The organism is Hyphomicrobium sp., from assembly GCF_035548195.1.
Taxonomy (GTDB): Bacteria; Pseudomonadota; Alphaproteobacteria; order Rhizobiales; family Hyphomicrobiaceae; genus Hyphomicrobium_B.
Map to the genome: position 1 here is coordinate 12,946 of NZ_DASZTY010000004.1, position 23,067 is coordinate 36,012.

Below are 23,067 nucleotides of genomic sequence, written 5' to 3' on the forward strand. Positions count from 1 at the left end.
ATTCAAGCCTGCCCCGAAAGAAGCTTTGTCCGCGCGCCTTCGGTCCGGATGACCTCATCGACGGGAATGTTGAAATCGCGGTTGTAATTGAACGTGTGGCCGATGGCCGTCGCCAGCAGAGCTACGAAGCTGACTGCCGCGAGCCACCAGATATACCAGATCAATGCGAAACCGAGGACGCCGCTGATGCCGGCCAGGATGATTCCGGCGCTCGTATTCCTCGGCATGTGGATCGGCTTGTAGCCGCCAAGAGGCCGCGCATAGCCGCGCTGCTTCATATCCCACCACGCATCATTGTCGTGAACGACAGGCGTGAATGCAAAGTTGTAAGGTGGAGGCGGAGACGACGTCGACCACTCCAGCGTTCGCCCGTTCCAAGGATCGCCCGTCAGGTCTCGCAGCGCTTCGCGATTGCGGATGCTGACGAAAATCTGGACCAGGAAGGACAAAATACCGAAGAGAATAAGTACCGCACCGATGGCCGCGATCACGAACCAGATTTGCAACGATGGATCATCGAAAACCCGGAGACGCCGGGTGACGCCCATCAAACCGAGTACGTAGAGCGGCATGAAGGCCAGATAGAAACCCGATACCCAGAACCAGAATGACATCTTTCCCCAAAACGGGTCGAGCTTGAACCCGGTAACCTTGGGAAACCAATAGGCGATGCCGGCAAACATTCCGAACACGACGCCGCCGATGATCACGTTATGGAAGTGCGCGATCAGGAACAGACTGTTGTGAAGGACGAAGTCGGCAGGCGGAACAGCCAGAAGTACGCCGGTCATGCCGCCGATGACGAATGTCAGCATGAATGCGATGGTCCACATCATCGGCAATTCATAGCGAATGCGGCCACGATACATCGTGAACAGCCAGTTGAACATCTTCGCGCCCGTCGGGATCGAAATGATCATCGTCGTGATGCCGAAGAATGAGTTTACGCTCGCGCCTGATCCCATCGTGAAGAAGTGATGCAGCCAGACGAGGTACGACAAAATCGTGATGACGACGGTCGCATAGACCATCGACGTGTAACCAAAGAGACGCTTGCCGGAGAACGTGGACGTTACTTCCGAGAAGACGCCGAACGCCGGAAGAATGAGAATGTAAACCTCGGGATGCCCCCATATCCAAATCAGGTTCACGTACATCATCGGGTTGCCGCCGAAGTCGTTCGTGAAGAAGTTCGTGCCGGCGTAACGATCGAGACCAAGTAGCGCCAGCACGGCTGTCAAAACCGGAAACGCGGCAACGATCAGAACGTTGGTGCAGAGCGCAGTCCAAGTGAAGACCGGCATCTTCATCATCGTCATTCCCGGTGCCCGCATCTTCACGATGGTCGCGATAAGGTTGACACCGGACAGGAGGGTTCCGACACCCGCGATCTGCAGCGCCCATATGTAATAATCGACCCCGACATCTGGGCTGTATCCGATGTTCGACAGCGGCGGATACGCAAGCCAGCCGGTCCGCGCAAATTCGCCGACGAAGAGCGACATCATCACGAGCATTGCACCCGAGACGGTCATCCAGAAACTGAAGTTATTGAGAAACGGAAAGGCGACGTCGCGCGCACCGATCTGCAGCGGCACAACATAATTCATCAGTCCGGTGACGAGTGGCATCGCCACGAAGAAAATCATGATGACGCCGTGCGCGGTGAAAATCTGATCGTAGTGGTGTGCCGGTAGATAGCCTTCCGAACCGTTGAAAGCGATTGCCTGCTGCAATCGCATCATCAGCGCATCGGCAAAGCCACGCAGCAGCATGATAAGACCGAGAATGATGTACATGACGCCGATGCGTTTGTGATCGACGCTCGTGAACCATTCCCGCCAGAGATAACCCCAGAGACGGTAGTATGTGATTGCACCGACGACGGCAGCACCACCGAGCGCGACACCGACGAACGTCGCAACGAGGATCGGTTCATGAAACGGAAACGACTCGAGCGTCAGCCGTCCAAAGATCGCTTTTTGAAGACCAGGATTGTCAAGCATTCCGATATACGTCCCGATCAGGAGTTGGATGGCCGCTGAGGCGCGGCCGGTTGGGATGAAAGCCCCGGGCGCGGCAGACCGGCGCCAACGACGGGAATAGCCTCTAACGATCGCGGTGGAGGATCGTTGTCCGCTTCAACTCCCGTGGGTTCGGTCTTCGTACAGATGCTGGCCACCGGCGACTTCTTCGGACCCAGCACCGTCGATCCGCGTCGGACATATTTGTCATATTCGAGCGGCAGAACGTTATAGACACCTGCGAGTCCGAGGCCGCCCTTGGCATCGATGGCGCTCATCTCGTCCATGCACATTTTGCCGGGCTCGACGCACATCCCAACGATTGCTTTAAAGAGTCCTGCATCTACGGTCGCGAATTTCTTCACGGGAACGTTTTCGCTCGGGCGCTCAAGCTCCAGGTATTCTTTGCGGCTGAGCGTAGAATCTCCGGACTTTGCGTCAGCGACCCACTTCTCAAAGTCGCTTTTTGTCAGTCCGTGGAAGGCGAAGTGCATGCCCGAAAAACCGGCACCACTGTAGTTCGCTGAAAAGCCCTCATAAACGCCGGGCTTATTGATGACAGCGTGGAGCTTCGTCTGCATGCCCGGCATTGCGTAAACCTGCCCCGCAAGCGCCGGGATAAAGAACGAGTTCATGACCGACGATGACGTTATGCGAAAATCGATCGGCGTTTCGAGTGGAGCGGCCAGCTCGTTCACCGTCGCAATTCCGTAGTCCGGATAGATGAAGAGCCACTTCCAATCGAGCGCGACGACATCGACCTTAAGTGATCTTGTGTCGTGAGCTACGGCCTGTCCTGGCGCCGTGCGACCGATTGGACGGAACGGGTCGAGCAGATGCGTCGCCATCCAAGTTACCGCTCCCAAACAAATGATGATGAGCAGCGGCGCAGACCAAATGATCAACTCCAAATGTGTCGAATGGTCCCAATCGGGATCGTAGGTCGCACTCTTATTCGATTGGCGATAATGCCAAGCAAAAAACGCGGTGAGCGCCATCACCGGAATGATGATGAGCAGCATTAGTACTGTCGAGATGACCACAAGATCCCGCTGCTGCATGGCGACGTCGCCTGATGGATGCAGCACAACAGCGTTACAGCCACTCAACAAAACGATGAGTGGAAGCAAGGCAAACATACGAAGACGATTCAAGGTGGCTCCTGTCGGGGGACGCAGCACTTCCTTGCTTCACCGCTAAAGGCGTGACGACAAAAACGACATTGGACAATTTGCCCAATGCTCTTGCGACGCATCCCGAGACTAACAGTGGAGACACCGGAACGAGCGGACAGTCCGCCGTCCGCCAATTACCTAAAGGAGCAGACGACGGATGAGTGCTCAATCTGCCGCGCCCTCGTCAGCGATGTTCGAACGCGATGCGCGGATCGTAAACGCTCGACATGGCGACGCGACGCCCGGCGAAATCGCGATCGGCGTCATCATTGGACGAACGTCGGAGTTCTTCGACTTTTTCGTCTACGCAATCGCTTCCGTCATCGTCTTTCCCAAGCTGGTCTTTCCCTACTTGGATGCGCTGACCGGAACGCTTTATTCGTTTGCGATCTTCGCGCTCGCGTTCGTCGCGCGACCGATTGGCACCGGCATTTTCATGGCCATCGACCGCAACTATGGGCGCGGCGTTAAGCTCACGATTACCCTGTTTCTGCTTGGAACGTGCACCGTCGCGATCGCCTTCCTGCCGGGATACGAGCAGATCGGCGCTGCCTCCGCCTTTCTCTTGGCGCTTCTTCGCATCGGCCAGGGTCTTGCGCTTGGTGGCGAATGGGACGGCCTTCCCGCACTCCTCGCCATTAACGCGCCTGAGGGACGTCGCGGATGGTACGCCATGATACCGCAGCTTGGCGCGCCGCTTGGGCTGATCGTCGCAGCCGCGCTGTTCGCTTTCTTTGTCGCCAATCTGTCATCAGACGATTTCTTCGATTGGGGATGGCGCTACCCGTTCTTTGTCGCGTTTGCCATCAACGTCGTCGCCCTCTTCGCTCGCCTGCGATTGGTCGTGACGCCGCAATATACGAGACTGTTCGAAAGCCGTGAGCTACAGCCTGCTCCCGTTTTGAAAACGCTACGTGCCGAAGGCACACATGTGATCGTCGGGGCATTCGCGCCGTTGGCGAGCTTCGCCCTGTTCCACATGGTTACTGTATTTCCGCTGTCGTGGGTGTTTTTGTTTACAGCGGAGGGGCCGGCGCGCTTTCTCGTCATCGAGATCATCGGCGCGTTTGTTGGTTTGGCAGCAATTGTCGTCTCGGGATACGTCGCCGATCGGATCGGCCGGCGCAATCTTTTAGCTGGCACGGCCGCCGCCATCGCAGCATTCAGCGGCTTTGCACCGCAGCTTCTAAACGGCGGCGAATTTGGAGAAATGACCTTTATGGTCCTCGGCTTTGTCCTGCTCGGACTTTCGTTCGGACAGTCCTCGGGCGCAGTCGCGGCGAGTTTCTCGAAGGCGTACCGTTACACCGGATCTGCGTTGACGACGGATCTGGCTTGGCTTTTCGGCGCCGGTTTCGCCCCGTTCGTCGCGTTGCTGCTGTCGAGCCAATTCGGTTTGATGGCCGCCGGCGCCTACCTGCTCTCGGGCGCGATCTGCACGCTCTTGGCTCTGGCGGTAAGCAGTCAGTTCCGCACACGCGCGGACCGCTGATCGCGACAGGAGCCGGCACTTCAAGTAGCTCTTTAGGACTGTCGTGCACACCGCACGGCAGTCCTTTAAACATTTAGGTCGGCTGCTCGTTGGATATCAGCGATCGCGCGGCATTGTCGGAGTCGCAAGGGAGCCCGAGAAGCGCCAGAAATGTGAGCGCCGCAGCTCCCGCCAGATAAAGACCGACGGCATGAATGCCGAACTTCGTCGCAAGCGTCGTCGCGATGTAGGGCGCCAGCGACGCACCGAAAATACCGGCAAGATTGAACGCCAAAGATACGCCAGTGTATCGGACGCGGACCGGAAACGGCTCGGAAAGTGCCGTTCCGAGCGGACCGTAAGTCAGACCCATCAGCCCAAGACCCCCAATCATGAAAATGATTACGCTGCTCAATTGTCCCGAACCGAAAAGCGGCTGGAATAGAAGCCCGAAGCCCGCGATGAGCGCTGTTGTCCAGAGCAATACAGCGCGCCGTCCGAAGCGATCCGCGAGCCACGCCGAAAGAGGAATAGTCAATCCAAAGAATACGACGCCAATCATTTGAATCGGTAGAAATTCCTGGCGCGTATATTTCAGTGCATTGATCCCCCAGCTCAATGCAAAAACCGTCATCAGATAAAACAAGACGAATGTCGCAAGCGCAGCGAACGTGCCGAGGATCAGCAGCCGAGAGTGACTCGCGAACACCGACACCAGTGGCACTTTCACTCGTTCTTCAGCTTGGAGCGCGCGTTTGAACTCCGGTGTCTCGGAAATGCGCAGGCGGACATAGAGCCCTACCAGCACGAGCGTTGCGCTCGCGATGAATGGGATGCGCCACCCGAACGCGGCAAACTGTTGGTCGGTCAGAAGCTCCGTAATCAGAAGAAAAACGCCGGTCGAACAAAGAAAGCCGATCGGAGCACCGAGCTGCGGGAACATGCCGAACCATGCCTTTCGCGCAGGTGGAGCATTCTCGGTTGCGAGGAGGACGGCGCCGCCCCACTCTCCGCCGAGACCCAGACCCTGGAAGAACCGGCACATTGCCAGCAAAAACGGCGCCCAGATTCCAGCCGTCGCATAAGTCGGCAGGAGTCCGATCCCGACAGTCGCCAAGCCCATCGTCAATAGCGCTGCTACAAGCGTCGCCTTTCGCCCTATGCGATCCCCGAAGTGTCCGAACAGCATCGCGCCGACGGGCCGGGCGAAGAAAGCAATTGAAAAGGTCGCAAAGGACTGCAGAACTGCCGTCGTCGCATCCGCATTCGGGAAGAAGAGCTGCGGAAACACCAGAACCGCGGCCGTCGCATAGATATAGAAATCGAAAAATTCGATCGTCGTTCCGGCGAGACTTGCAAACAGCACGCGACGGGTTGAGGCATTCTCTGATCCGGCCAAAGTTACACCTGTGTCTGGGAAGGAGCTGACGGGAAAGTGCGACTATTTCAGCCAGAACGCCGCCGCGCAACCCAGGAGCTCGTCGCGCCGGTCCGCAAGCAGAGACACGCTGCTGACGATAGATCCGCGGCTACGTCAAGTCAGAGACGGCAATTACCTCCTGACCCGAGCGACCGATGACCGAATGGCTGAGGTCAGAACGGATGTTGACGATTTCCAGCTTTTTCCGAGCGTGCGCGGCGAAGCAAGTCGATTTCTGACGGCGCCGACAATTGCAGTGTCTACCGACGGCTCATTTTCGATTTTTGAGAGAATGATTTCGAGAAACTGCCTTTGCCAACGCGTCCGCAAAGGCATTTCGTTGATCAGGTCTGCAGTGAGCCCCTGCGGAAATGGCCAAGGCTGGGCGACGCCCGCCGCCACAAAATTGAGCTTCGTCAGGACGCACTTGGTACAGACGCCGCAATTTTCTCCGGTTCTCGGTCCGGCCCAGCAGACGCGCAGATGCGGAACGAGCTGAGGATGGCGGCCAAGATAGCGCGCTCGTTCAATGCGATCGTAGACGCCGCCGTCAGATTCGATCTTCAGCTTCGAAGATGAGAAAAAACGGTCGGTCCAGAAGCTGTTGCCCCAAACGGGGAAGGAATTTTGATAACTTTCCTCCGTTGCGATCAACGCGACGTCGTGAGCATCCGAAAATTGATGTAAGACGGAAGCGAGACCAGCACCAAAGGTCATTTCCCAATTTGGGATTATGCTTCGCCAATTTGTCTTGACGGTAACAAGCCCAACGCCGAGGTCGCGACATATGGCCAGTCCGTTGCTTAACAGAACTTCGAAACCGCCATCTGCTTCGAGAGGCATGTCGAATCCGTGAACCATGACGGCGGTATCGATATCGCGAACGGCCCTCCCCGCATCTTTGTTTAAGTGGCGGCTCAGTGTGAACGTGCTGTCAACACCGGACGAGAATGCCGCCACGGCACGATTGGCACGATTGGGAGACGACCGGAACGTTTCGCCGGCGGTCGTGATTTTGATTTTTTTCTTGAAAATGTCCGGTCGCCAGGAATGCCAAACCTCCTGATAGTGATCGAGACCGTCCAAAAGAGTTGAGTCTACCTCAAATTCGGCCTTCAGATCAGTCATTTCGCTCATCGCGATCGGCAACATCGCTATGAGCGCGAAATCGGCTCCGTCGAATTCAGGAATGTGTGCGCCAGCTCTCGGCTGAATCTCGTAGAAAAGATTTGGTAGCTTTCCGCCGCTTAAAACTTCGCGACGAAGTCCGTCTTCGGAAATGCGCAGTTTGAGCGTAGCCATTCGAGATTCCGAGTTTGGCCGATAGGTTTCAACAGACATACCGGCGCGTTGCGGCGAAAGACATTGAGGTCAAAACTTCATGAGGACTGCAGTCCCACCACTGTGCGAGTTCAAGTTCGGTTAGCTCGCCGCCAAGAAGAACGACCCTGTCACCGACCCGGTCCCAGGGATCGAGTTCAACAAATGCCGACTCCATTCCGACTTCCAGCAGCCTGGATTTCCGGCCATTGATGAGACATGGCCCCTTGCGAAGTCCGTGTGAATAGCCTGCGAGAATGATGCCGTGCTGTTCGACGACGAAGCCCGAATACCCCGCCGGTTTCCCCGAGTCATGAATCTCGACGATGCGTGCAGATATATTGATCGCGTTTCGATACATGGCCAATCCCGGTCGAACAGCGTCGAGCATCGCCCGTTCCTCGTGCAGCAAGGCGCTGGCCGCTGCGTGTCGCGGAAGATTAAAACCGCACGTCGCATTCTCGAATTTCTCGACATGACCGAGCCGCGTTGCATGCGTAAAGATCTCGCGGCAATCGCCAGCAACGACGGCTTCACGGCAGTCATCAGGCGGACACGAGAAGCGCTGCATGCCAGTGTCGACGCAAAGAGCCGGGCGAGCCCTTCGAAGTTGCCGGGCTTGCGCAGCATTGTAAACGCTCGGTGTGATGTCGTGAGCATCGTAGTCCGCGGGATCGCTGCTTTCAGGCGGCCCTAAAACGAGCACACGTTTGCGCGTGAGCCCGGCCAAGTCGACGGCGACCGCTTCTCTTGCCTGAAAGACGCAAAACCCTGCCGCGATATCCGCTATTGTTCGACTGATCGTTTCAATTCCGAGGCCATAGGCGTCGGCCTTCACGACCGGCAAGACTGGCACTCCAGTGGTTTTGGCGATGGCTTCCACATTGTGTCGGATCGATCCGAGGTCGATTTCGAGATCCAAATGCGGATTTTTCGTGCGGCCGCTGTCGCGCGCCGGAGCGTGCGCCTTTTTTGGGATAGAACTCGCTCTACTTCGTTGTGCCAGCGCTGTCATTGCACTGCGCTGCCCAGGAAGCCGCGGAAACGTTTTGTGCCGCGCGCAACCCTCGCGAAAAGCGACTTTTTCCGACGAAGCGGCTGGTCCTCTATATTTTCTTCGACATCGCTTGCGAACGAAATCGTATCGAAACGACAGAGGCTGTGCGCGTAAATTTCTCTATTCTTGTTGTAGGAATTGTCCAGCAGCTCGCACTCTTTCTGCAATAACGCGCAAGCGATCGCCACATGCAGCCGATCGGTGACGACACGCTTTGCAACCGAGATCGTTTTCAAAAAACACCAGGATGCAAGCTTCGATGTTCTGGCGTCGGCAACTCTGCCAAAGGCCCTGGACACATCCAAGTCGGTATCAATTCGCCAGAATCGTGCCTCTCGGTCGGTTCGCATGAACCGAACCACAGGGAGGCGACATAGTCGGTCGAGGGTGGTTCCGTGTTGCTCCAGACCTGCTCTGAGCATTGGCGGCCCGAACTCGTTACATTCTGCGTCGTTCAGAAGTTTTCCGACGTCGCAGTGGAACGCCATGTCATGTCCAAGACGACAATCCAAATTCGGATTGAGCTTGTGAACATGTTCGAAAGACCTCACATCGCGAGACCAGATCGTCATGCGGTTATCGAGCGACCGGATCAGATCGACATTGCTCCTTACAGTATGGGGTAGCAAAATGATCTGTGCCGATTGATCTCTGCACGCTTCGATCGTCTCCCGCATTCCGCGATAGATTCCGACCAGGTTTCCACCTCCGCCGAGAAACACGATCCTGTCGCGAAAGTCTGCACGTCTATTGACGATTTCGACGTCGATTGACGCCGCCGAAAGGGCGCCGAGTGTCGAAGCGAAAATTAAGCAATCTCCAACATTGCCTTCGTTTGGGACGAAGAGCACGCGCTCGCCGGCGAACCGTTTAAGAAAAAACTCCATGTCGGTTCGCATAGCGGCGAGGATGGGCATTTGCTTTTCGGCCCTATCGATCGATTTCCTTCGAAGCCGCTACAATAGCGCGCGAATATCGAAAGCTGCCACGGGTCCGCCCAGGTAAGGTGTGGACAAGGAGACACTTCTCATTCCACCCAGCACAAGTTCCGCGCTGCTGTAAAAAACGTTGTTAACTTTGGCGACGGGCAAAGATGATCGACCAGGAGTGAACCCAGTACGGAGAATCACGGTATCCGAATCTAGTTCTTGCGACAGCTACTGTTGAAACAATGATTCAGGATCAAAACGTTCGCTCACGTGTTCCTGCCTTCTACATAAATCTCGACCGCGATGTTTCTCGACGTGTACGCCTGGAAAAAGAGCTTTCGGCCGCGAATATCTCAGCCGAACGCATTTCAGCTGTCGATGGGCGCGGGGTTCCGCATTGGCTGCAATCTTTCTACGATAATCGAATGGGACCCGGCGAGGTCGGCTGCTCGGCTAGCCATCTTTCTATTTACAAGATCATTATCGACAGAGGTTTGCCGTGGGCGTTGATACTTGAGGACGACGCGCGCATCGAAAAAGATTGCCTTAACTCAGTTATGCATGCTGTCCGTGCGGCTCCAAGCGATTGGGACGTTATTCGCCTCATCGAAGCCTCGTCCCGGCCTGTCCAGCGACTCGTAGATATCGGGCGCGGAAGGGCTCTTGTCAGGTATCTGAGAATTCCCAGAAGCACGACCGGACTTGTCGTTAGTCAATCAGGCGCTCGAAAGCTTTTAACGCCCCGACTGATAAAGCAACCGATAGATGTTGAGATCCGCTGGCCCTGGCAGCTTGACCTAAACGTTTATGGAATTCATCCTCCGCCGATTACGCAGGCGAGTGGGATTGAGTTTGAGACAACGATCGCGGTCAGAAGCATGCCACGCAAACTCAATCAGGTTCGTCGAGTGATTTTCAATATGCGGAAAATGGGGATCGTTCCTTATTTAGCGCACTATTTTTGAGCGAGCGCGGACCGGTTCTATCGTTAAAAAAACTCGAGATCGCCGAATTCGTTTCTTGCGCACGCTCAGGCGAACGCAGGGCGCCGAACTCCTAAAATATTGATAGCTAATGGGGACCGACTGCTCAGGTACACTGACCGTGTGAGTAGTTCCGCGTACGAGTGAAAATTAGAGCATTGTAAAAATTTCGTCGTACTGGCGATTTTCTTATCGTACAGATGGCGGGAGAACGCGGGGATGTGGATAAAGCTCATAAGAGCGGCGGCAACAGCATACGTCAGCAAACTCGCAATTTGTTGACAGCTCGCCCGCTGATGAAAAACCTCATATTCGCGCGGACGGCGCTCAAGGTTATCGCAATTTCGGCTATCCTATTTGCGGCGCCATTACTGTGGCTCGATTTAGTCCAGGACACCTTGCATCCAATGGGCAGTTTGCCGCCACACTATATTCTCAACGAGTATTTTCTTGCCTATGCTCTGACCATAGCATCGATCGCGATCGTCCCATTTCTTCGGACGACGTCAATTCGCATCGCACTGACGTTTTTGATTTTGGCAGCGGTCGCATTCGACCAGGCTGTGCTCTTTCTATCGGGCTCGCACGTTAATCAGGAACTCGTCAACCTTCTTTGGCAAGTCAGAGACAACACAAGTGATGGTCTAAGTTTTCTGCCGACGGTGTTTTGGCACATTTTATGGCTCCTGCCGGTCGGATTTATCTTCTGCCTTCGACCAGGAAGATGGTCACTTCCTCTGTCTTTTGCTCTCGTTCCGGCGGGCGCTTTCGTCGTCACATTTCACAACGTGCAGATCGGAGATTATCAGAAGGTCATCCAGCCGCCGGTATTCGCGATCGAAGGGCAGATCGTGAAAGCGATGCGCATGGCGGATCCCAAGACCAGACCTCCCAATGCAGTTGGGTATGTCGGTCCAATTGCTCCAAGAATTAAGAAAATTCTTTACATCGTCGATGAGAGCGTGGGCGGCACATTCATGTCGCTCAACAATCCGCAATTCGACAACACGCCGTTTCTAACCAGTCTAGTCGGCAAGGACTTTTTCTTCAATTTCGGCGCCGCATCGTCGATTGCCAACTGTTCGACCGCGACTCGTCTCATGCTGCGGGTTGGCCTTCGCGAGGCAATGCTACCGGACAAACGCAAAGCGAGTCTCAAATCACCGAACTTTTGGCTGTACGCGCGGAGGGCTGGGTACCGGACCTATTACTTCGATGCTTTTCGGACGGCATTCACGTTTCATTCCTATATGGGTCGGGCAGAAGCTGCACAGATCGACGAACGCATCCCTTTAGCCAAAGTGGGTGATGATCAATTCAGGGATCACGACATCGCTCATCGATTGCTTAAACTGCTCGACAAATCTGAATCCCAATTCATCTTTGTCGAGAAAGAGGGCGCCCACTATCCCCACACAGGCTGGGTACTTCCACAGGGATTCAGTTATAATCCTGTCGGCGTCGATGCCTACTCGGATCCTCTCGGCCTAAATTCCGCCCAGAAGGCGCAAGTTTCGAATTATCTGAAAGAAATCAATTGGCAGGTTGATGACTTTTTCAAAGTTTTGCGGCCCGCTCTGGATCGTCCCGACACTGTCGTCATCTACACCTCAGATCATGGGCAAAACATGTTCGCTGTTCCTTCGAGATACTTTCATTGCAATCCTAAGAATCCAGCAATCACAGAGGGCGAGGTGCCACTTTTCGTATCGACGGGGGATCCAGGAATCAAAAAGGATCTGAAAGCGACCCTTCAGGAGCATGTCGACCATTCGAGCCATTTCGAAATATTTCCCACGCTGCTCGATTGGATGGGATATGATCGAAGGTTCGTCGTTGCTCGATACGGACTGGAACTCTACGGGCCGCCGCCGGTTGGGGTTCGAAAATTCCTGGGCCAGAATGCATTTGTCGGAAAGTGGTTCGGCATAAGCGCGAATCCGGCAGGCCGATCAACCCGAGATGCGATGATCGCACCGCGACTCGCAAACCATTCTGACAAATCCCCAGATGACCACCTTACCAAATATCGACCGTAGCGGACTTGCGAAGGGCGCCGGTTTGAAAGCAGGTGCTCCAGAGCTCCGAAGGGTTCACCCAATAACCGCTACAACGCCTGGAAAATGTCGTCACCGGAAAAATCAAGTGGACCGAGAGTTGTCCGAACGAAAAGCCGAACCACGCCCGCATCTCCCGGCACAACACGGGAGAGGTCGCATGGATGTCCCTTGCCGCTGACGAACGGGACCCCGCGAAAGTCGGAAAATGCGCTAGACGCGCAGCAAGAAAGGAAGACAGAACTATTCAATAAAACTTGGCGCTCCCTACGGGAGTCGAACCCGTCTTTTCAGATTGAAAATCTGACGTCCTAACCGATAGACGAAGGGAGCGGTCCGTCGGCTTGAGACGCACCCTATAGTCGGCTTCGGGCGTCTTTGGCAAGCGCGGGCGCCCCGCCCGCTCCTGCGACAGGATTGTCCTCGCGTTTGCGCTTTAAAATCAGGATTGACGCCGCGGATCGGCCGCATCCTCGATCTGCAACTCTACCCGGTCACGGCCGCCCCAGGTATCCCGCCTCAGGTGCCCGGCAACATGCAGCGGCATGCCTCCAGAGGACATCAAGAGGTCGCCGAGGGGCTGTCCAGCGGCGCGGAACGCAATGGCGTCGAGCCGTGCTCCGTCGCCACCTTCGAGCAAGGCCCGGACATGTGTTTCCCCGACCAGCTTGGCGAATTTGACGCGGTGCGCAGGAAGCACGAAACGCGCTTCCGCATTTCCTTGCCCGAACGGACTGACACGCTCGATGAGGTCCATCAATTCGGTTGTCGCGCCGGACGCGACGAGCGCAGCGTCGATGTCGAGCCCGGCTGACTGACTGGCGGTCGCTGTCGCCGCGCCAAGGTGTGTCGCAAAATGCTGATCGAGCGCCGCGAGACCTTCACGTGTCACGGTCAATCCGGCGGCCATCGCGTGGCCTCCGCCTTTAACAAGCAAACCTGCAGCAACTGCCGCACGGACCGCGGATCCCAGATCGACGCCCGGAATCGAACGCAGAGATCCCGTTCCGTGTCCCGGGAGGGACGTTTCCGTTTCCCACGCAATGACGCAGGCGGGTCTGCGAAACCGCTCGACGAGACGACTGGCAACGAGACCGACGATTCCCTTATGCCAAGTCTCCGATGCTACGACGATGATCGCGCGCGATGGATCGTCCGCTATTTGCCGGTCGGCTATCGCGAGCGCCTCTTCGAGCATCAGCGTCTCGATATCCTTGCGTTCCTTGTTGAGGCGATTGAGAAGCTCTGCGATTTTCTGCGCTTCAACGGCATCGGTTGTCGAAAGTAGAGTTGCGCCCAGCGCAGCATTGCCGATCCTGCCGCCAGCGTTGATGCGCGGCCCGAGAATAAATCCCAGGTGATAAGGCGTCGGCGGCGCCGTTAATCCGGCCGCATCGACAAGCGCCGTCAGTCCGACGTTCTCCCGCGCGCGCATAACTGTCAGGCCTTTTTTGACATAAGCGCGATTAAGCCCGACGAGCGGCACGACATCGGCAACGGTCGCGAGGGCGACAAGGTCGAGCAACGCCAGAAGATCGGGCTCGCGCGACGCGTTGTAAAATCCGCGGCGTCTGAGTTCGCGCGTCGTTGCTACGAGCATAAGAAACACAACGCCCGCGGCGCAGAGCATTCCTTGCCCCGAGATATCATCCTGGCGGTTCGGATTGACCAGCGCATGAACGTCAGGAAGCCGTTCGTCAGCCTGGTGATGATCGAGAACGACGACGTCGACGTTGAGCTTGCGCGCAGCCTCCAGCGGTTCGAAGCTCGTTGTACCGCAATCGACCGTCACGATGAGCCGCGCGCCTTCCTTTACCAAGGATTCGATGGCGGCAACGTTCGGACCGTACCCTTCGAAGATGCGGTCGGGAATATAAATGCGCGAGGGCACATCATGATGGGTGAGAAAACGGCTCAGCAGCGCGGACGAGCATGCACCATCGACATCGTAGTCCCCGAAGATCGCAACGGGCTGTTTTGCGATGATTGCATCCGCGAGGCGTGATGCCGCTTTGTCCATGTCTCTGAGCGTGCTCGGATCCGGCATGAGCGATTTGAGGGTCGGATCGAGAAAACCCTCAACCGCATCAAGGCCGATGCCACGCGCCGCCAATATGCGTCCCATCAGCTCCGGCAGCCCATGGCGCTGGCTGATCGCAGTTGCGATTGGTTTCAATTCGGCCGGAAGGCGCTCGCGCCAGACGAGGCCGCGGGCGCTCGCGCGAACGCCGAGGAACGCTGCGTCGTCCGATATATTCTCGAATGCGGCCTTTGCCAAACCCGTTGCGCGCACTGGAGCCCCCGCTGCTACCCGTGGCCAAGTTGTATGTCGATTCGCACGTGGGCGCGTGCCATGCGCGGCCGACGCCCACAGGACACGTCAGGATCGGAGCCTTATACCTTAGATAAAACGGCTACCGACGTTGCGGACAGTCGATCTGATCCTGCGCACGGTCCCGGTCTTTGAGCGCATCACCACGGTTTCGGTTTCAGCGAAATCGCCCCTGATTCTGACGCCTTTGAGGAGGGAGCCGTCTGTCACGCCGGTCGCAGAGAAGACCACGTCGGCCGAGGCCATATCTTCGAGTTTGAATTTTTTATTGATGTCGGAAATGCCCATCTTCTCGGCACGGATGCGCTCTTCATCCTTCATCGGCATCAGCCGGCCCTGAATTTGTCCTCCGATACAGCGCAGCGCCGCCGCCGCCAGCACGCCTTCGGGAGCTCCCCCCGAACCCATGTAGATGTCGATGCCGGTTTCTTTTGGATCGGTCGTCCAGATGACGCCGGCGATGTCGCCATCCGGAATGAGCTGAACGCCTGCACCAGTCTCACGCACGGCCCGGATCAGATCGGCATGACGCGGACGGTCTAGGATGCAGGCCATGATCTCGTTGATCGGAACGCCTTTCGCTTTCGCAAGAGCATGAAGATTGTCGGCGGGCGCTGCATCGAGATCTACGACACCCTCCGGATAGCCCGGCCCCACCGCGATCTTGTTCATGTACATGTCGGGAGCATGCAAAAATCCGCCATGCTCTGCGATGGCGAGCACGGCAAGCGCGTTCGGCATCGATTTGGCGCAGATCGTCGTTCCTTCGAGCGGATCGACGGCGATATCGACTTCCGGCCCCTCGCCGGTACCGACCTTTTCGCCGATGTAGAGCATCGGCGCCTCGTCCATCTCGCCCTCGCCGATGACGACGGTACCTTGAATTTCGACACGCCCGAGTTCTTTCCGCATGGCATCGACGGCGGCCTTATCTGCGGCTTTCTCGTTGCCGCGACCGCGCAGTTGCGCCGCTGCGATCGCGGCTGCTTCGGTCACACGCGCGAGTTCCAGAACAAGAATGCGCTCAAGGCCTGGACCGTGCTTTCCGTTCGGTTGCTCCGTCTTGCTCATATCCTGGTTCCTTCCGGGTCACGTATTGACCAATGCAAATTACAGTTCTTCGATGCGGATCATCTGCGGGCTCTCGCTGACGTTGCCGTCCCGCTCGATCGTTGCAAGAGCCTTGCGCATCGCCTCTTCGGTCGTCTCGTGCGTGATGATGATCACGGGCTGGGCCTTATCTTTCGAGCGCTGCGGCACGGTGCGCGGTGCATGCAACGTCTGCGGACGATGTTGGACGATGCTCTCCAGCGAGATGCCGCGGTCGCCCATGCATTTAGCAACGGCCGCCATCGCACCGGGCTTATCGTAGAGTGCCAGCCGTACGTAATAAGAACCATAATGCTGATCGAGCTTCGCCCGCTTGTGGGCTTTCAGCTTGGCCGTCGGCGTCACGAACGGCGGCACGATCAAACCGCGCGCGATATCGAGGATATCGCCCGCAACTGCAGATGCCGTCGGCTTCGCGCCCGCGCCCGCGCCCACGAGCAAAATGCTTCCGGAAAAATCGCCCTCAATCGCAATTGCGTTCGTGACGCCGGATACCTCTGCAATCGCAGAATCCTTGAAAACTAAGGCGGGCGAGACACGGGCCTCGATGCCCGTCTCGGTCTCGCTCGCGACGCCGAGCAGCTTGATGCGATAGCCGAGGCTGTCGGCCGCTTCCATATCGGCCTGCGTGATCGTCTGGATGCCTTCGACGTGGATCTGATCGAAGGCGACCTTCGTTCCGAACGCCAAGCTGGTCAGTAAGGCCAGCTTGTGTGCCGTGTCGAACCCGCCAATGTCGAATGTCGGATCGGCTTCGGCGTAGCCGAGCGCCTGCGCTTCCTTCAGCACATCCGCGAACGCGCGATTCTCGCTCTGCATTTGCGTCAGGATGTAGTTACATGTGCCGTTCAGAATACCATAGACGCGCTTTACGCGGTTCGCGCCCAGAGCCTCACGCAGCGTCTTGATGATTGGGATGCCGCCCGCGACCGCAGCCTCGAAATTCAATGCGACGCCATTCTTTTCGGCCAGCGCGGCCAATTCAACGCCATGCTTTGCAAGGAGCGCCTTATTCGCCGTCACCACGTGCTTCTTGGCATGAAGCGCCGCTTCGACCGCGGCTTTGGCGACGCCGTCTTCTCCTCCGATCAATTCGACGAAAACTGAATTGGAAGGATCCTTGGCAAGAGCGACCGGATCGTCGAACCATTTGAAACCATCGATCGGCGCGCTCCGTAATTTGTCGCGACTTCGCGCGGAAATGCCGGTGATACGAATTTCGCGGCCGACGATGTTCGCGAAATGCGCGCCGTTTGCGGCGAGCAGCTCCAGCAAACCGCCGCCGACCGTGCCAACTCCGGCAATACCGAGTGTAAGGGGTTCCATTGCGTACTTACTTATTGTGTAGCGGATTTCTGAGGGTGGGATTCCCGGTGGTCGGTCTCTACCGCTTCCGAGAAAAGTTTTTTGACCGAGCGCGCAGCCTGGCGGATGCGCTGTTCGTTTTCGACGAGCGCAATGCGGATGAAGCCCTCGCCATGCTCGCCAAATCCCACTCCGGGCGAGACGGCGAGGTCAGCTTGTTCGATCAGAAGCTTCGAAAACCCGACTGAGCCCAAATGGCGATATTTCTCCGGCACCGGAGCCCAGGCGAACATCGTCGCAGGCGGCGGTGGAATCGGAAAGCCCGCCCGGCCGAAACTCTCGACCAGCGCGTCGCGCCGGCTCTTATACATGGCGCGAATTTCGTCGACGCAGTCCTGCGGGCCGTTCAGCGCGGCGGCGGCGGCGACTTGTATAGGCGTAAACGCTCCGTAATCGAGATACGATTTCACGCGGGCCAACGCCGCGATCAGCCGTTCGTTTCCGACCGCGAAGCCCATGCGCCAACCCGGCATGTTGTAAGTCTTCGATAGCGACGTGAACTCAAGCGAAATGTCCTTGGCACCCGGCACCTGAAGGATGGACGGCGGCGGTACGCCGTCGAAATAGAGTTCTGCGTAGGCGACATCCGATAACACAATGAGATCGTGCTTCTTCGCCAGCGCCACCGCCTCTTTATAAAAATCGAGTCCGACGACCGTGGCGGTCGGGTTCGACGGAAATGAGATGACAACGGCGAGCGGCTTCGGGATCGAGTGCCTCACCGCATGGTCAATCGCGCGCAAAAAATCCTCGCCGTTGCTGGCAGGCAAATGGCGTATCGAAGCACCCGCGATGATGAATCCAAAAGCATGGATCGGGTATGTCGGGTTCGGAACGAGCACGACGTCGCCCGGCGCCGCGATGGCCTGTGCGACGTTGGCAAAACCCTCTTTCGATCCGAGCGTCGCGACGATCTCCGTTTCCGGATCTAGTTTGACGCCAAACCGGCGCGCGTAATATGCCGCCTGGGCCTTGCGCAGTCCTGGTATGCCTTTGGAGGCCGAGTATCGATGGGTACGCGGTTTGTTGATGGTTTCGATCAGCTTGTCGACGATGTGCTGTGGCGTCGGCATATCGGGATTGCCCATGCCGAGATCGACAATGTCGGCGCCTCTCGCGCGCGCTGCCGCCTTCAGCCGGTTAACCTCCGCGAAGACATAGGGTGGCAGGCGCTTGATGCGGTGAAAGTCTTCGCTCAAATTCCTTGCCCTCGGCGCCGCAACCTTGGCGTCACAGTTGTTTCATCATGTGCCTAGACAGCACGGGGAGCTGGCGATTGTGCAGAGCCCAACCCGCCGCCGCCCTGTTTACGCTTGCCTGCCTGGGTCCGTCCAGTACCGCGGCATAAAGGTGTGAAAACGGCCGTTGACGACCGGCGAAGACGTGCTTTTGCACTGCCAGAAAGAAAATGCCGCTCCTGGTCATTCCTCCGCCAAGCTCCTACTTAGAGGTAAGGCACTGCACCCGTGATTCGGCTTGAACCGATACCGTCCGGAGCGCAGTGTGAAAGGGTAAATGGCAGCGAGCCGAGAGGTGCCGAGCCTGCCGGGCACCGCAAATTGGAACATTTAAAACGCCGCTATGCCGCAAGACAGTCACGATACCGGGCCCCAGTCCTTCTTGTCGCGTTATCTCATCCCAAATCCGGAAGAGTTCGCTTCAAATATTCTTCGGGCGTTCGAGCGAGGAAGCGTGGCCCTGGCTCAGCTTGCCGAGCGTCCCGATGCGAAGATCGGACCGTACACTCCGGCGAGCGAATTCTCCGCCGCAACTGAAACGTTGTCCGCGTTGCTCCAGACCTGGCTGTCCGATCCCGTCAAACTTTCGGAAGCGCAGGCCCATTTTTTCAACCAGTTCGCGAGCCTCTGGAACAATGTTCTTGCCCGCGCGATGGGGATGCCTATTGCGCCTTTGATCGAACCGGCGTCGAGCGATAGCCGGTTCAAGGATCCCGAATGGGACAACAATCCGTTCTTCGATTTCTGTAAGCAGGCGTATTTGCTCGCGTGCAAATGGGCCGAGGATCAACTCGCCGCGACGCCGGGGCTGGATGCGCGAGAGCGCCATCGCGCGGAATTCTACTTGCGGCAATATACCAGCGCTTACTCTCCGACGAATTTTCTCGCAACTAATCCGGAGGTGCTGCGCGAAACGATTGTCTCGAACGCGCGCAATCTCTTGAACGGCGCCAATCTTTTGGCAGAGGACCTGAAGCGGTCGGGCGATCTGATGAAGATCAGCCAGACGGACGCCAATGCCTTCGAGCTTGGACGTAATCTCGCGACGACGCCGGGAAAGGTCGTCTTCCAGAACGAGCTTTTTCAGCTGATCCAATATATGCCGACAACGGACAAAGTGCGCGAACGTCCGCTGTTGATGATTCCCCCCTGGATTAACAAATATTACATTCTCGACCTGACCGCGTCGAAGAGCTTCATCAAATACGTCGTCGATCAGGGCTTTACGGTGTTCGTCGTGTCGTGGGTCAATCCTGACGAACGCTTCGCCGAAAAAACATTCGAAGACTACATCCTTGAAGGAATTCTTGAAGCGGCCCGGGCTGTCAAAGAAGAAACCGGCGTTCAAAAAATCAACGTTCTCGGTTACTGCGTCGGCGGCACAGCACTCGCGACGGGCCTGGCCTACCTCGCGCAGCGCGGGGAAGAACCGTTCAAATGCTGTACCTTGCTGACGACGCAGGTGGACTTCAAACTCGCGGGCGATCTTCTTCTCTTTACCGACGACACCCAGCTCAGCAGCCTCGATTCATTGATGACGGAAAAAGGCTTTCTCGACGGCTCGCGCATGGCCAACGTGTTCAACATGATGCGCCCGCGCGATCTGATCTGGCCGTATGTCGTCAACAACTACATGCTCGGCAAGAAGCCGTTCCCGTTCGACCTGCTCTACTGGAATCAGGATTCGACGAGGATGGCGGCTGCCAATCACAAATTCTACTTGCGGGAGTTCTACAATGAGAACCGTCTTGCCGAGGGCGAGATGGTCATCGGCGGCATCAAACTTGACCTGTCGAAAATTAAACTCCCGATTTTTTCCGTCGCGACGCGTGAGGATCACATCGCCCCTGCCGCATCGGTTTTTCGCGGCATTCAGATGTTCAAATGCCCGGTTGAATTCGTGCTCGCCGGCTCCGGCCATATTGCAGGCGTCATCAATCCGCCGTCCAAGGTCAAATATCAATATTGGACCAAGGGAACGGACATGACGAGCCTTGCCAACTGGGAAAAGAGCGCAACCGCATCGCCCGGCTCGTGGTGGCCTTATTGGATCGAATGGCTGTCGCAGCAGTCGGGGGGATGGACGGAGGCGCGGACGCCCGGCGCCAAGCTCGGCATAATCGAGGACGCGCCGGGCTCTTACGTCAAAGCGCGTTAAGCGAGTTCGAATTCACCCTCGTAATCAGCTGGCCAGAGCACAGTGAAATCTTCCGCGTCGAGCGCGCGGAATGCAACGGCAGTGATGTCGAGTTCGTCCGATGCTCCCTCGACAATCGGCTCGATCTTTTCCCAAACTTTCGTTGCGTTCTTTGCGAGAAGTATCAGGTTGATGACACCGTCCCCCGGCTCATGACCATCGACCTCGGCGGTCGTTGAGCCGTCAAGCGCGTCGATCAAACGATCCTCAAGCTCAATAACCTTATCCAAGGTGTCTTCGTCGTCGCCCTGGAACTGCAAAACAAGCTGGTGGTTCATGTCCCCCTTCCTGCATCATTGTGAGTTGGCCGCGAGGGCCTGATCGAGATCGGCGATGATATCGTCGACGTCCTCGATCCCGATCGAGAGCCGAACGACATCAGGACCGGCGCCCGCAGCTTCCCGTTGCTCATCGCTAAGCTGTCGATGTGTAGTCGAAGCCGGATGGATGACAAGACTTCGTGTGTCGCCCATGTTGGCGAGCAAGCTAAAAAGCTTCAGGCGCGAAACCAAGTTTACGCCGGCTTCATAGCCGCCCTTGACGCCGAACGTGAAGACGGCGCCAGCACCTTTTGGACAAATCTTTTGATGCAGGGCGAAGCTGGCGTTGCCTGGCAGTCCGGCATAATTGACCCAGCTCACCGCCGGATGCTTTTCCAGCCATTTGGCGACCGCGAGAGCATTGTCGGAGTGGCGCTGCATGCGGAGCGGCAAAGTTTCGACGCCTGTCAGGATCAAGAAAGCGTTGAACGGCGATATGGCCGCACCGAGGTCGCGAAGGCCAAGCACGCGCGTCGCAATCGCAAACGCCATCGGACCGAATGCTTCGGCCATGACCATCCCGCTATATGACGGATTGGGATCGACCAGCGCGGCGTATTTATGGGCGCTTCCGAGCCAATCGAACGTACCGCAATCGACGATGATGCCGCCGATCGAGTTGCCGTGTCCCGCGATAAACTTTGTCAGGCTGTGTACGACGATGTCGGCGCCAAACTCTTTCGGCCGGCAGAGGTATGGTGTCGCAAGTGTGTTATCAACGATGAATGGGACGCCCGCCTGTTTTGCAATTTTCGCGACTGCCGGCAGGTCGATGACGATACCGCCAGGATTGGCCAAACTTTCGCAGAAAATGGCCCGCGTCCGAGGTGTAACAGCGCGAGCGAAGCTCTCCGGTTTGGTGGCGTCCGCCCAGACGACGTTCCATCCGAATTTCTTGAACGAGTGGTTGAACTGATTGATCGAGCCACCGTAGAGCTGTCGCGCCGCGATGAATTCATCGCCCGGCTCAAGCAGCGTGTGCAGCGCCAGGAACTGCGCCGCGTGTCCCGAGGCGACAGCCAATGCCGCGCTTCCGCCTTCGAGCGCAGCGATGCGCGCTTCGAGAACGGCTTGCGTCGGGTTGTTGATGCGCGTGTAGATATTTCCGAATGCCTGCAGGCCGAACAACGACGCTGCATGATCGGCGTCATTGAAGACGAAGGATGTCGTTTGATAGATCGGCGTCGCGCGTGCCCCGGTCGTCGGATCGGGACTCGCGCCAGCGTGGACAGCTTGCGTCGCGAACTTAGGCGTCGGCGACTGGGTCATCGGTGGCCCTCCTGAACGGCGAATTGCCGTCAGGGAGCGCACAGCGGGCTGCTCTGTCAACCGCTTCTCTCAAAGCATTGAACAGATGCGGCCGGTTCTCAGAGGTTGGCAAATTGGCCGGCGATACCGCAGCGCCATTTGCGGACCACCCAATTCGGGTGCTCGCCAATCCATTTCGCCATTTCGATCTGGCCGCTCATCATGCACTGCTGAGTGCTGACGCTTTCGCCCTCGAAATTTAGGGTAACGTCCTTGCAGCGGGACGGCTTGTCGATCATGCAGACGGCAACGACGAGTTCGATCATATGACCCCCAAGGTGTTGGTCTGGCGATCACCTGGCGAAGGTGACCCGGTTTACCCCTGGGGCGGTTCCTCGACGCTTTTCTTATGAACCGAGATTATTTCCCGAGTATGGGCGAAATATTGCCATGCACAAGAACTTGGCTGTCGCAGGGCCTGCCCAAAAGCAGACACGTGCGTTTTGACAGCAAGAGTGTGGCGTGATCGCAGCAGGTTTTACCCTCAAAAGTACCCTCTTGGTCACACTTCAGCCCCGAGTAATCCGCTTTGAATAAAAATAAGTCGTCGGAATGCAACAACCGATTCGCTTTCCTGCGCGTTTGCTTGCCGGTGCTCTTGTGCAAGCGCGGTTTTCGGAGCGAAGAGTAGGGCGCGAGTCCTGAGGCAGATGATAGGGCAGCTAATGACGACATACGGGGCTTCGGCCCAACGTGCGGCGTGGGACAGTAATCGGTCCGAAACTCCGACGATTGGATGGTTTCTTCGCCGCTCGGCGCTC

At 57.0% G+C, this 23,067-nt stretch carries 17 protein-coding genes and 1 tRNA gene; 4 read left to right on the forward strand and 14 right to left on the reverse strand.

The genetic code is table 11. The annotated features are described in order from the left end of the window. Positions 1–2: 2 nt before the first annotated feature. Together cyoB and cyoA are read right to left on the reverse strand one after the other, a co-directional pair. Positions 3–2,006, reverse strand: coding sequence for a cytochrome o ubiquinol oxidase subunit I (cyoB, locus tag VHB22_RS00145; protein WP_325454912.1), 2,004 nt, complete (start codon positions 2,004–2,006; stop codon positions 3–5). Positions 2,007–2,023: 17 nt separating this feature from the next. After that, the gene (gene cyoA / locus VHB22_RS00150) at positions 2,024–3,178 is read right to left on the reverse strand and encodes a ubiquinol oxidase subunit II (RefSeq protein ID WP_325454913.1); all 1,155 of its coding nucleotides are present in this window, start codon (positions 3,176–3,178) and stop codon (positions 2,024–2,026) included. A gap of 211 nt (positions 3,179–3,389) precedes the next feature. Between cyoA and VHB22_RS00155 the strand changes: the two genes are divergently transcribed. Next, a complete protein-coding gene (locus VHB22_RS00155) occupies positions 3,390–4,691 on the forward strand; it encodes an MFS transporter (RefSeq protein WP_414652687.1) in 1,302 nt (433 codons plus the stop codon). A 73-nt stretch (positions 4,692–4,764) separates the two neighbouring features. Here VHB22_RS00155 and VHB22_RS00160 read toward each other — a convergent pair whose 3' ends face one another. The 4 genes from VHB22_RS00160 to VHB22_RS00175 form a co-directional block, all read right to left on the reverse strand. Beyond that, positions 4,765–6,069, reverse strand: coding sequence for an MFS transporter (locus VHB22_RS00160; RefSeq protein WP_325454915.1), 1,305 nt, complete (start codon positions 6,067–6,069; stop codon positions 4,765–4,767). Between the two features lie 153 nt (positions 6,070–6,222). After that, the gene (locus tag VHB22_RS00165) at positions 6,223–7,392 is read right to left on the reverse strand and encodes a hypothetical protein (protein ID WP_325454916.1); all 1,170 of its coding nucleotides are present in this window, start codon (positions 7,390–7,392) and stop codon (positions 6,223–6,225) included. Between the two features lie 28 nt (positions 7,393–7,420). Further along, complete coding sequence (locus VHB22_RS00170; RefSeq protein ID WP_325454917.1) at positions 7,421–8,425, reverse strand: alanine racemase; 1,005 nt, start codon at positions 8,423–8,425, stop codon at positions 7,421–7,423. Next, entirely contained in the window at positions 8,422–9,384 is a 963-nt protein-coding gene (locus VHB22_RS00175) for a polysaccharide pyruvyl transferase family protein (protein ID WP_325454918.1), read from the reverse strand. Before VHB22_RS00175 ends, VHB22_RS00170 begins: the two co-directional genes overlap by 4 nt. A gap of 254 nt (positions 9,385–9,638) precedes the next feature. Here VHB22_RS00175 and VHB22_RS16325 point away from each other — a divergent pair, with 254 nt between their 5' ends. Continuing rightward, complete coding sequence (locus VHB22_RS16325; RefSeq protein WP_414652684.1) at positions 9,639–10,361, forward strand: glycosyltransferase family 25 protein; 723 nt, start codon at positions 9,639–9,641, stop codon at positions 10,359–10,361. A 314-nt stretch (positions 10,362–10,675) separates the two neighbouring features. After that, entirely contained in the window at positions 10,676–12,418 is a 1,743-nt protein-coding gene (locus tag VHB22_RS00180) for a sulfatase-like hydrolase/transferase (RefSeq protein WP_325454919.1), read from the forward strand. Positions 12,419–12,694: 276 nt separating this feature from the next. Here VHB22_RS00180 and VHB22_RS00185 read toward each other — a convergent pair. The 5 genes from VHB22_RS00185 to VHB22_RS00205 form a co-directional block, all read right to left on the reverse strand. Beyond that, positions 12,695–12,769 (reverse strand) — tRNA-Glu (locus VHB22_RS00185). A gap of 109 nt (positions 12,770–12,878) precedes the next feature. Continuing rightward, on the reverse strand, positions 12,879–14,729 hold the full coding sequence (gene recJ, locus VHB22_RS00190; RefSeq protein WP_325454920.1) for a single-stranded-DNA-specific exonuclease RecJ: 1,851 nt from the start codon (positions 14,727–14,729) through the stop codon (positions 12,879–12,881). A 108-nt stretch (positions 14,730–14,837) separates the two neighbouring features. Next, positions 14,838–15,839 carry a class II fructose-bisphosphatase gene (gene glpX, locus VHB22_RS00195; RefSeq protein WP_325454921.1) on the reverse strand — a complete coding sequence of 334 codons (1,002 nt, stop codon included), beginning with the start codon at positions 15,837–15,839 and terminating at the stop codon, positions 14,838–14,840. 39 nt (positions 15,840–15,878) lie between these two features. Continuing rightward, positions 15,879–17,204 (reverse strand): homoserine dehydrogenase, encoded by a 1,326-nt coding sequence (locus VHB22_RS00200; RefSeq protein ID WP_325454922.1) that lies wholly within the window; start codon positions 17,202–17,204, stop codon positions 15,879–15,881. A gap of 11 nt (positions 17,205–17,215) precedes the next feature. After that, positions 17,216–18,442 (reverse strand): LL-diaminopimelate aminotransferase, encoded by a 1,227-nt coding sequence (locus tag VHB22_RS00205; protein WP_325454923.1) that lies wholly within the window; start codon positions 18,440–18,442, stop codon positions 17,216–17,218. 382 nt (positions 18,443–18,824) lie between these two features. Between VHB22_RS00205 and VHB22_RS00210 the strand changes: the two genes are divergently transcribed. Next, complete coding sequence (locus VHB22_RS00210; protein ID WP_325454924.1) at positions 18,825–20,639, forward strand: class I poly(R)-hydroxyalkanoic acid synthase; 1,815 nt, start codon at positions 18,825–18,827, stop codon at positions 20,637–20,639. Here the strand turns inward: VHB22_RS00210 and VHB22_RS00215 are convergent. The 3 genes from VHB22_RS00215 to VHB22_RS00225 all read right to left on the reverse strand — a co-directional run bounded on the left by VHB22_RS00215 (position 20,636) and on the right by VHB22_RS00225 (position 22,572). Beyond that, positions 20,636–20,956, reverse strand: coding sequence for a hypothetical protein (locus tag VHB22_RS00215; protein ID WP_325454925.1), 321 nt, complete (start codon positions 20,954–20,956; stop codon positions 20,636–20,638). The two genes, VHB22_RS00210 and VHB22_RS00215, sit on opposite strands and share 4 nt — an antisense overlap. A gap of 15 nt (positions 20,957–20,971) precedes the next feature. After that, the gene (locus tag VHB22_RS00220; protein WP_325454926.1) at positions 20,972–22,267 is read right to left on the reverse strand and encodes an O-acetylhomoserine aminocarboxypropyltransferase; all 1,296 of its coding nucleotides are present in this window, start codon (positions 22,265–22,267) and stop codon (positions 20,972–20,974) included. Between the two features lie 98 nt (positions 22,268–22,365). Beyond that, positions 22,366–22,572, reverse strand: a complete 207-nt coding sequence (locus tag VHB22_RS00225; RefSeq protein WP_325454927.1) for a hypothetical protein — start codon at positions 22,570–22,572, stop codon at positions 22,366–22,368. Positions 22,573–23,067: the final 495 nt, after the last annotated feature.

Bases quoted from the DNA above. Each gene is read 5' to 3' on its own strand.
- VHB22_RS00170 (WP_325454917.1), bottom strand. From the start codon at position 8,425: ATGACAGCGCTGGCACAACGAAGTAGAGCGAGTTCTATCCCAAAAAAG.
- VHB22_RS00215 (WP_325454925.1), bottom strand. From the start codon at position 20,956: ATGAACCACCAGCTTGTTTTGCAGTTCCAGGGCGACGACGAAGACACC.
- VHB22_RS00210 (WP_325454924.1), top strand. From the start codon at position 18,825: ATGCCGCAAGACAGTCACGATACCGGGCCCCAGTCCTTCTTGTCGCGT.
- VHB22_RS00175 (WP_325454918.1), bottom strand. From the start codon at position 9,384: ATGCCCATCCTCGCCGCTATGCGAACCGACATGGAGTTTTTTCTTAAA.
- VHB22_RS16325 (WP_414652684.1), top strand. From the start codon at position 9,639: ATGATTCAGGATCAAAACGTTCGCTCACGTGTTCCTGCCTTCTACATA.
- VHB22_RS00220 (WP_325454926.1), bottom strand. From the start codon at position 22,267: ATGACCCAGTCGCCGACGCCTAAGTTCGCGACGCAAGCTGTCCACGCT.
- VHB22_RS00200 (WP_325454922.1), bottom strand. From the start codon at position 17,204: ATGGAACCCCTTACACTCGGTATTGCCGGAGTTGGCACGGTCGGCGGC.
- cyoB (WP_325454912.1), bottom strand. From the start codon at position 2,006: ATGCTTGACAATCCTGGTCTTCAAAAAGCGATCTTTGGACGGCTGACG.
- VHB22_RS00155 (WP_414652687.1), top strand. From the start codon at position 3,390: ATGTTCGAACGCGATGCGCGGATCGTAAACGCTCGACATGGCGACGCG.
- VHB22_RS00165 (WP_325454916.1), bottom strand. From the start codon at position 7,392: ATGGCTACGCTCAAACTGCGCATTTCCGAAGACGGACTTCGTCGCGAA.
- VHB22_RS00225 (WP_325454927.1), bottom strand. From the start codon at position 22,572: ATGATCGAACTCGTCGTTGCCGTCTGCATGATCGACAAGCCGTCCCGC.
- VHB22_RS00180 (WP_325454919.1), top strand. From the start codon at position 10,676: ATGAAAAACCTCATATTCGCGCGGACGGCGCTCAAGGTTATCGCAATT.
- glpX (WP_325454921.1), bottom strand. From the start codon at position 15,839: ATGAGCAAGACGGAGCAACCGAACGGAAAGCACGGTCCAGGCCTTGAG.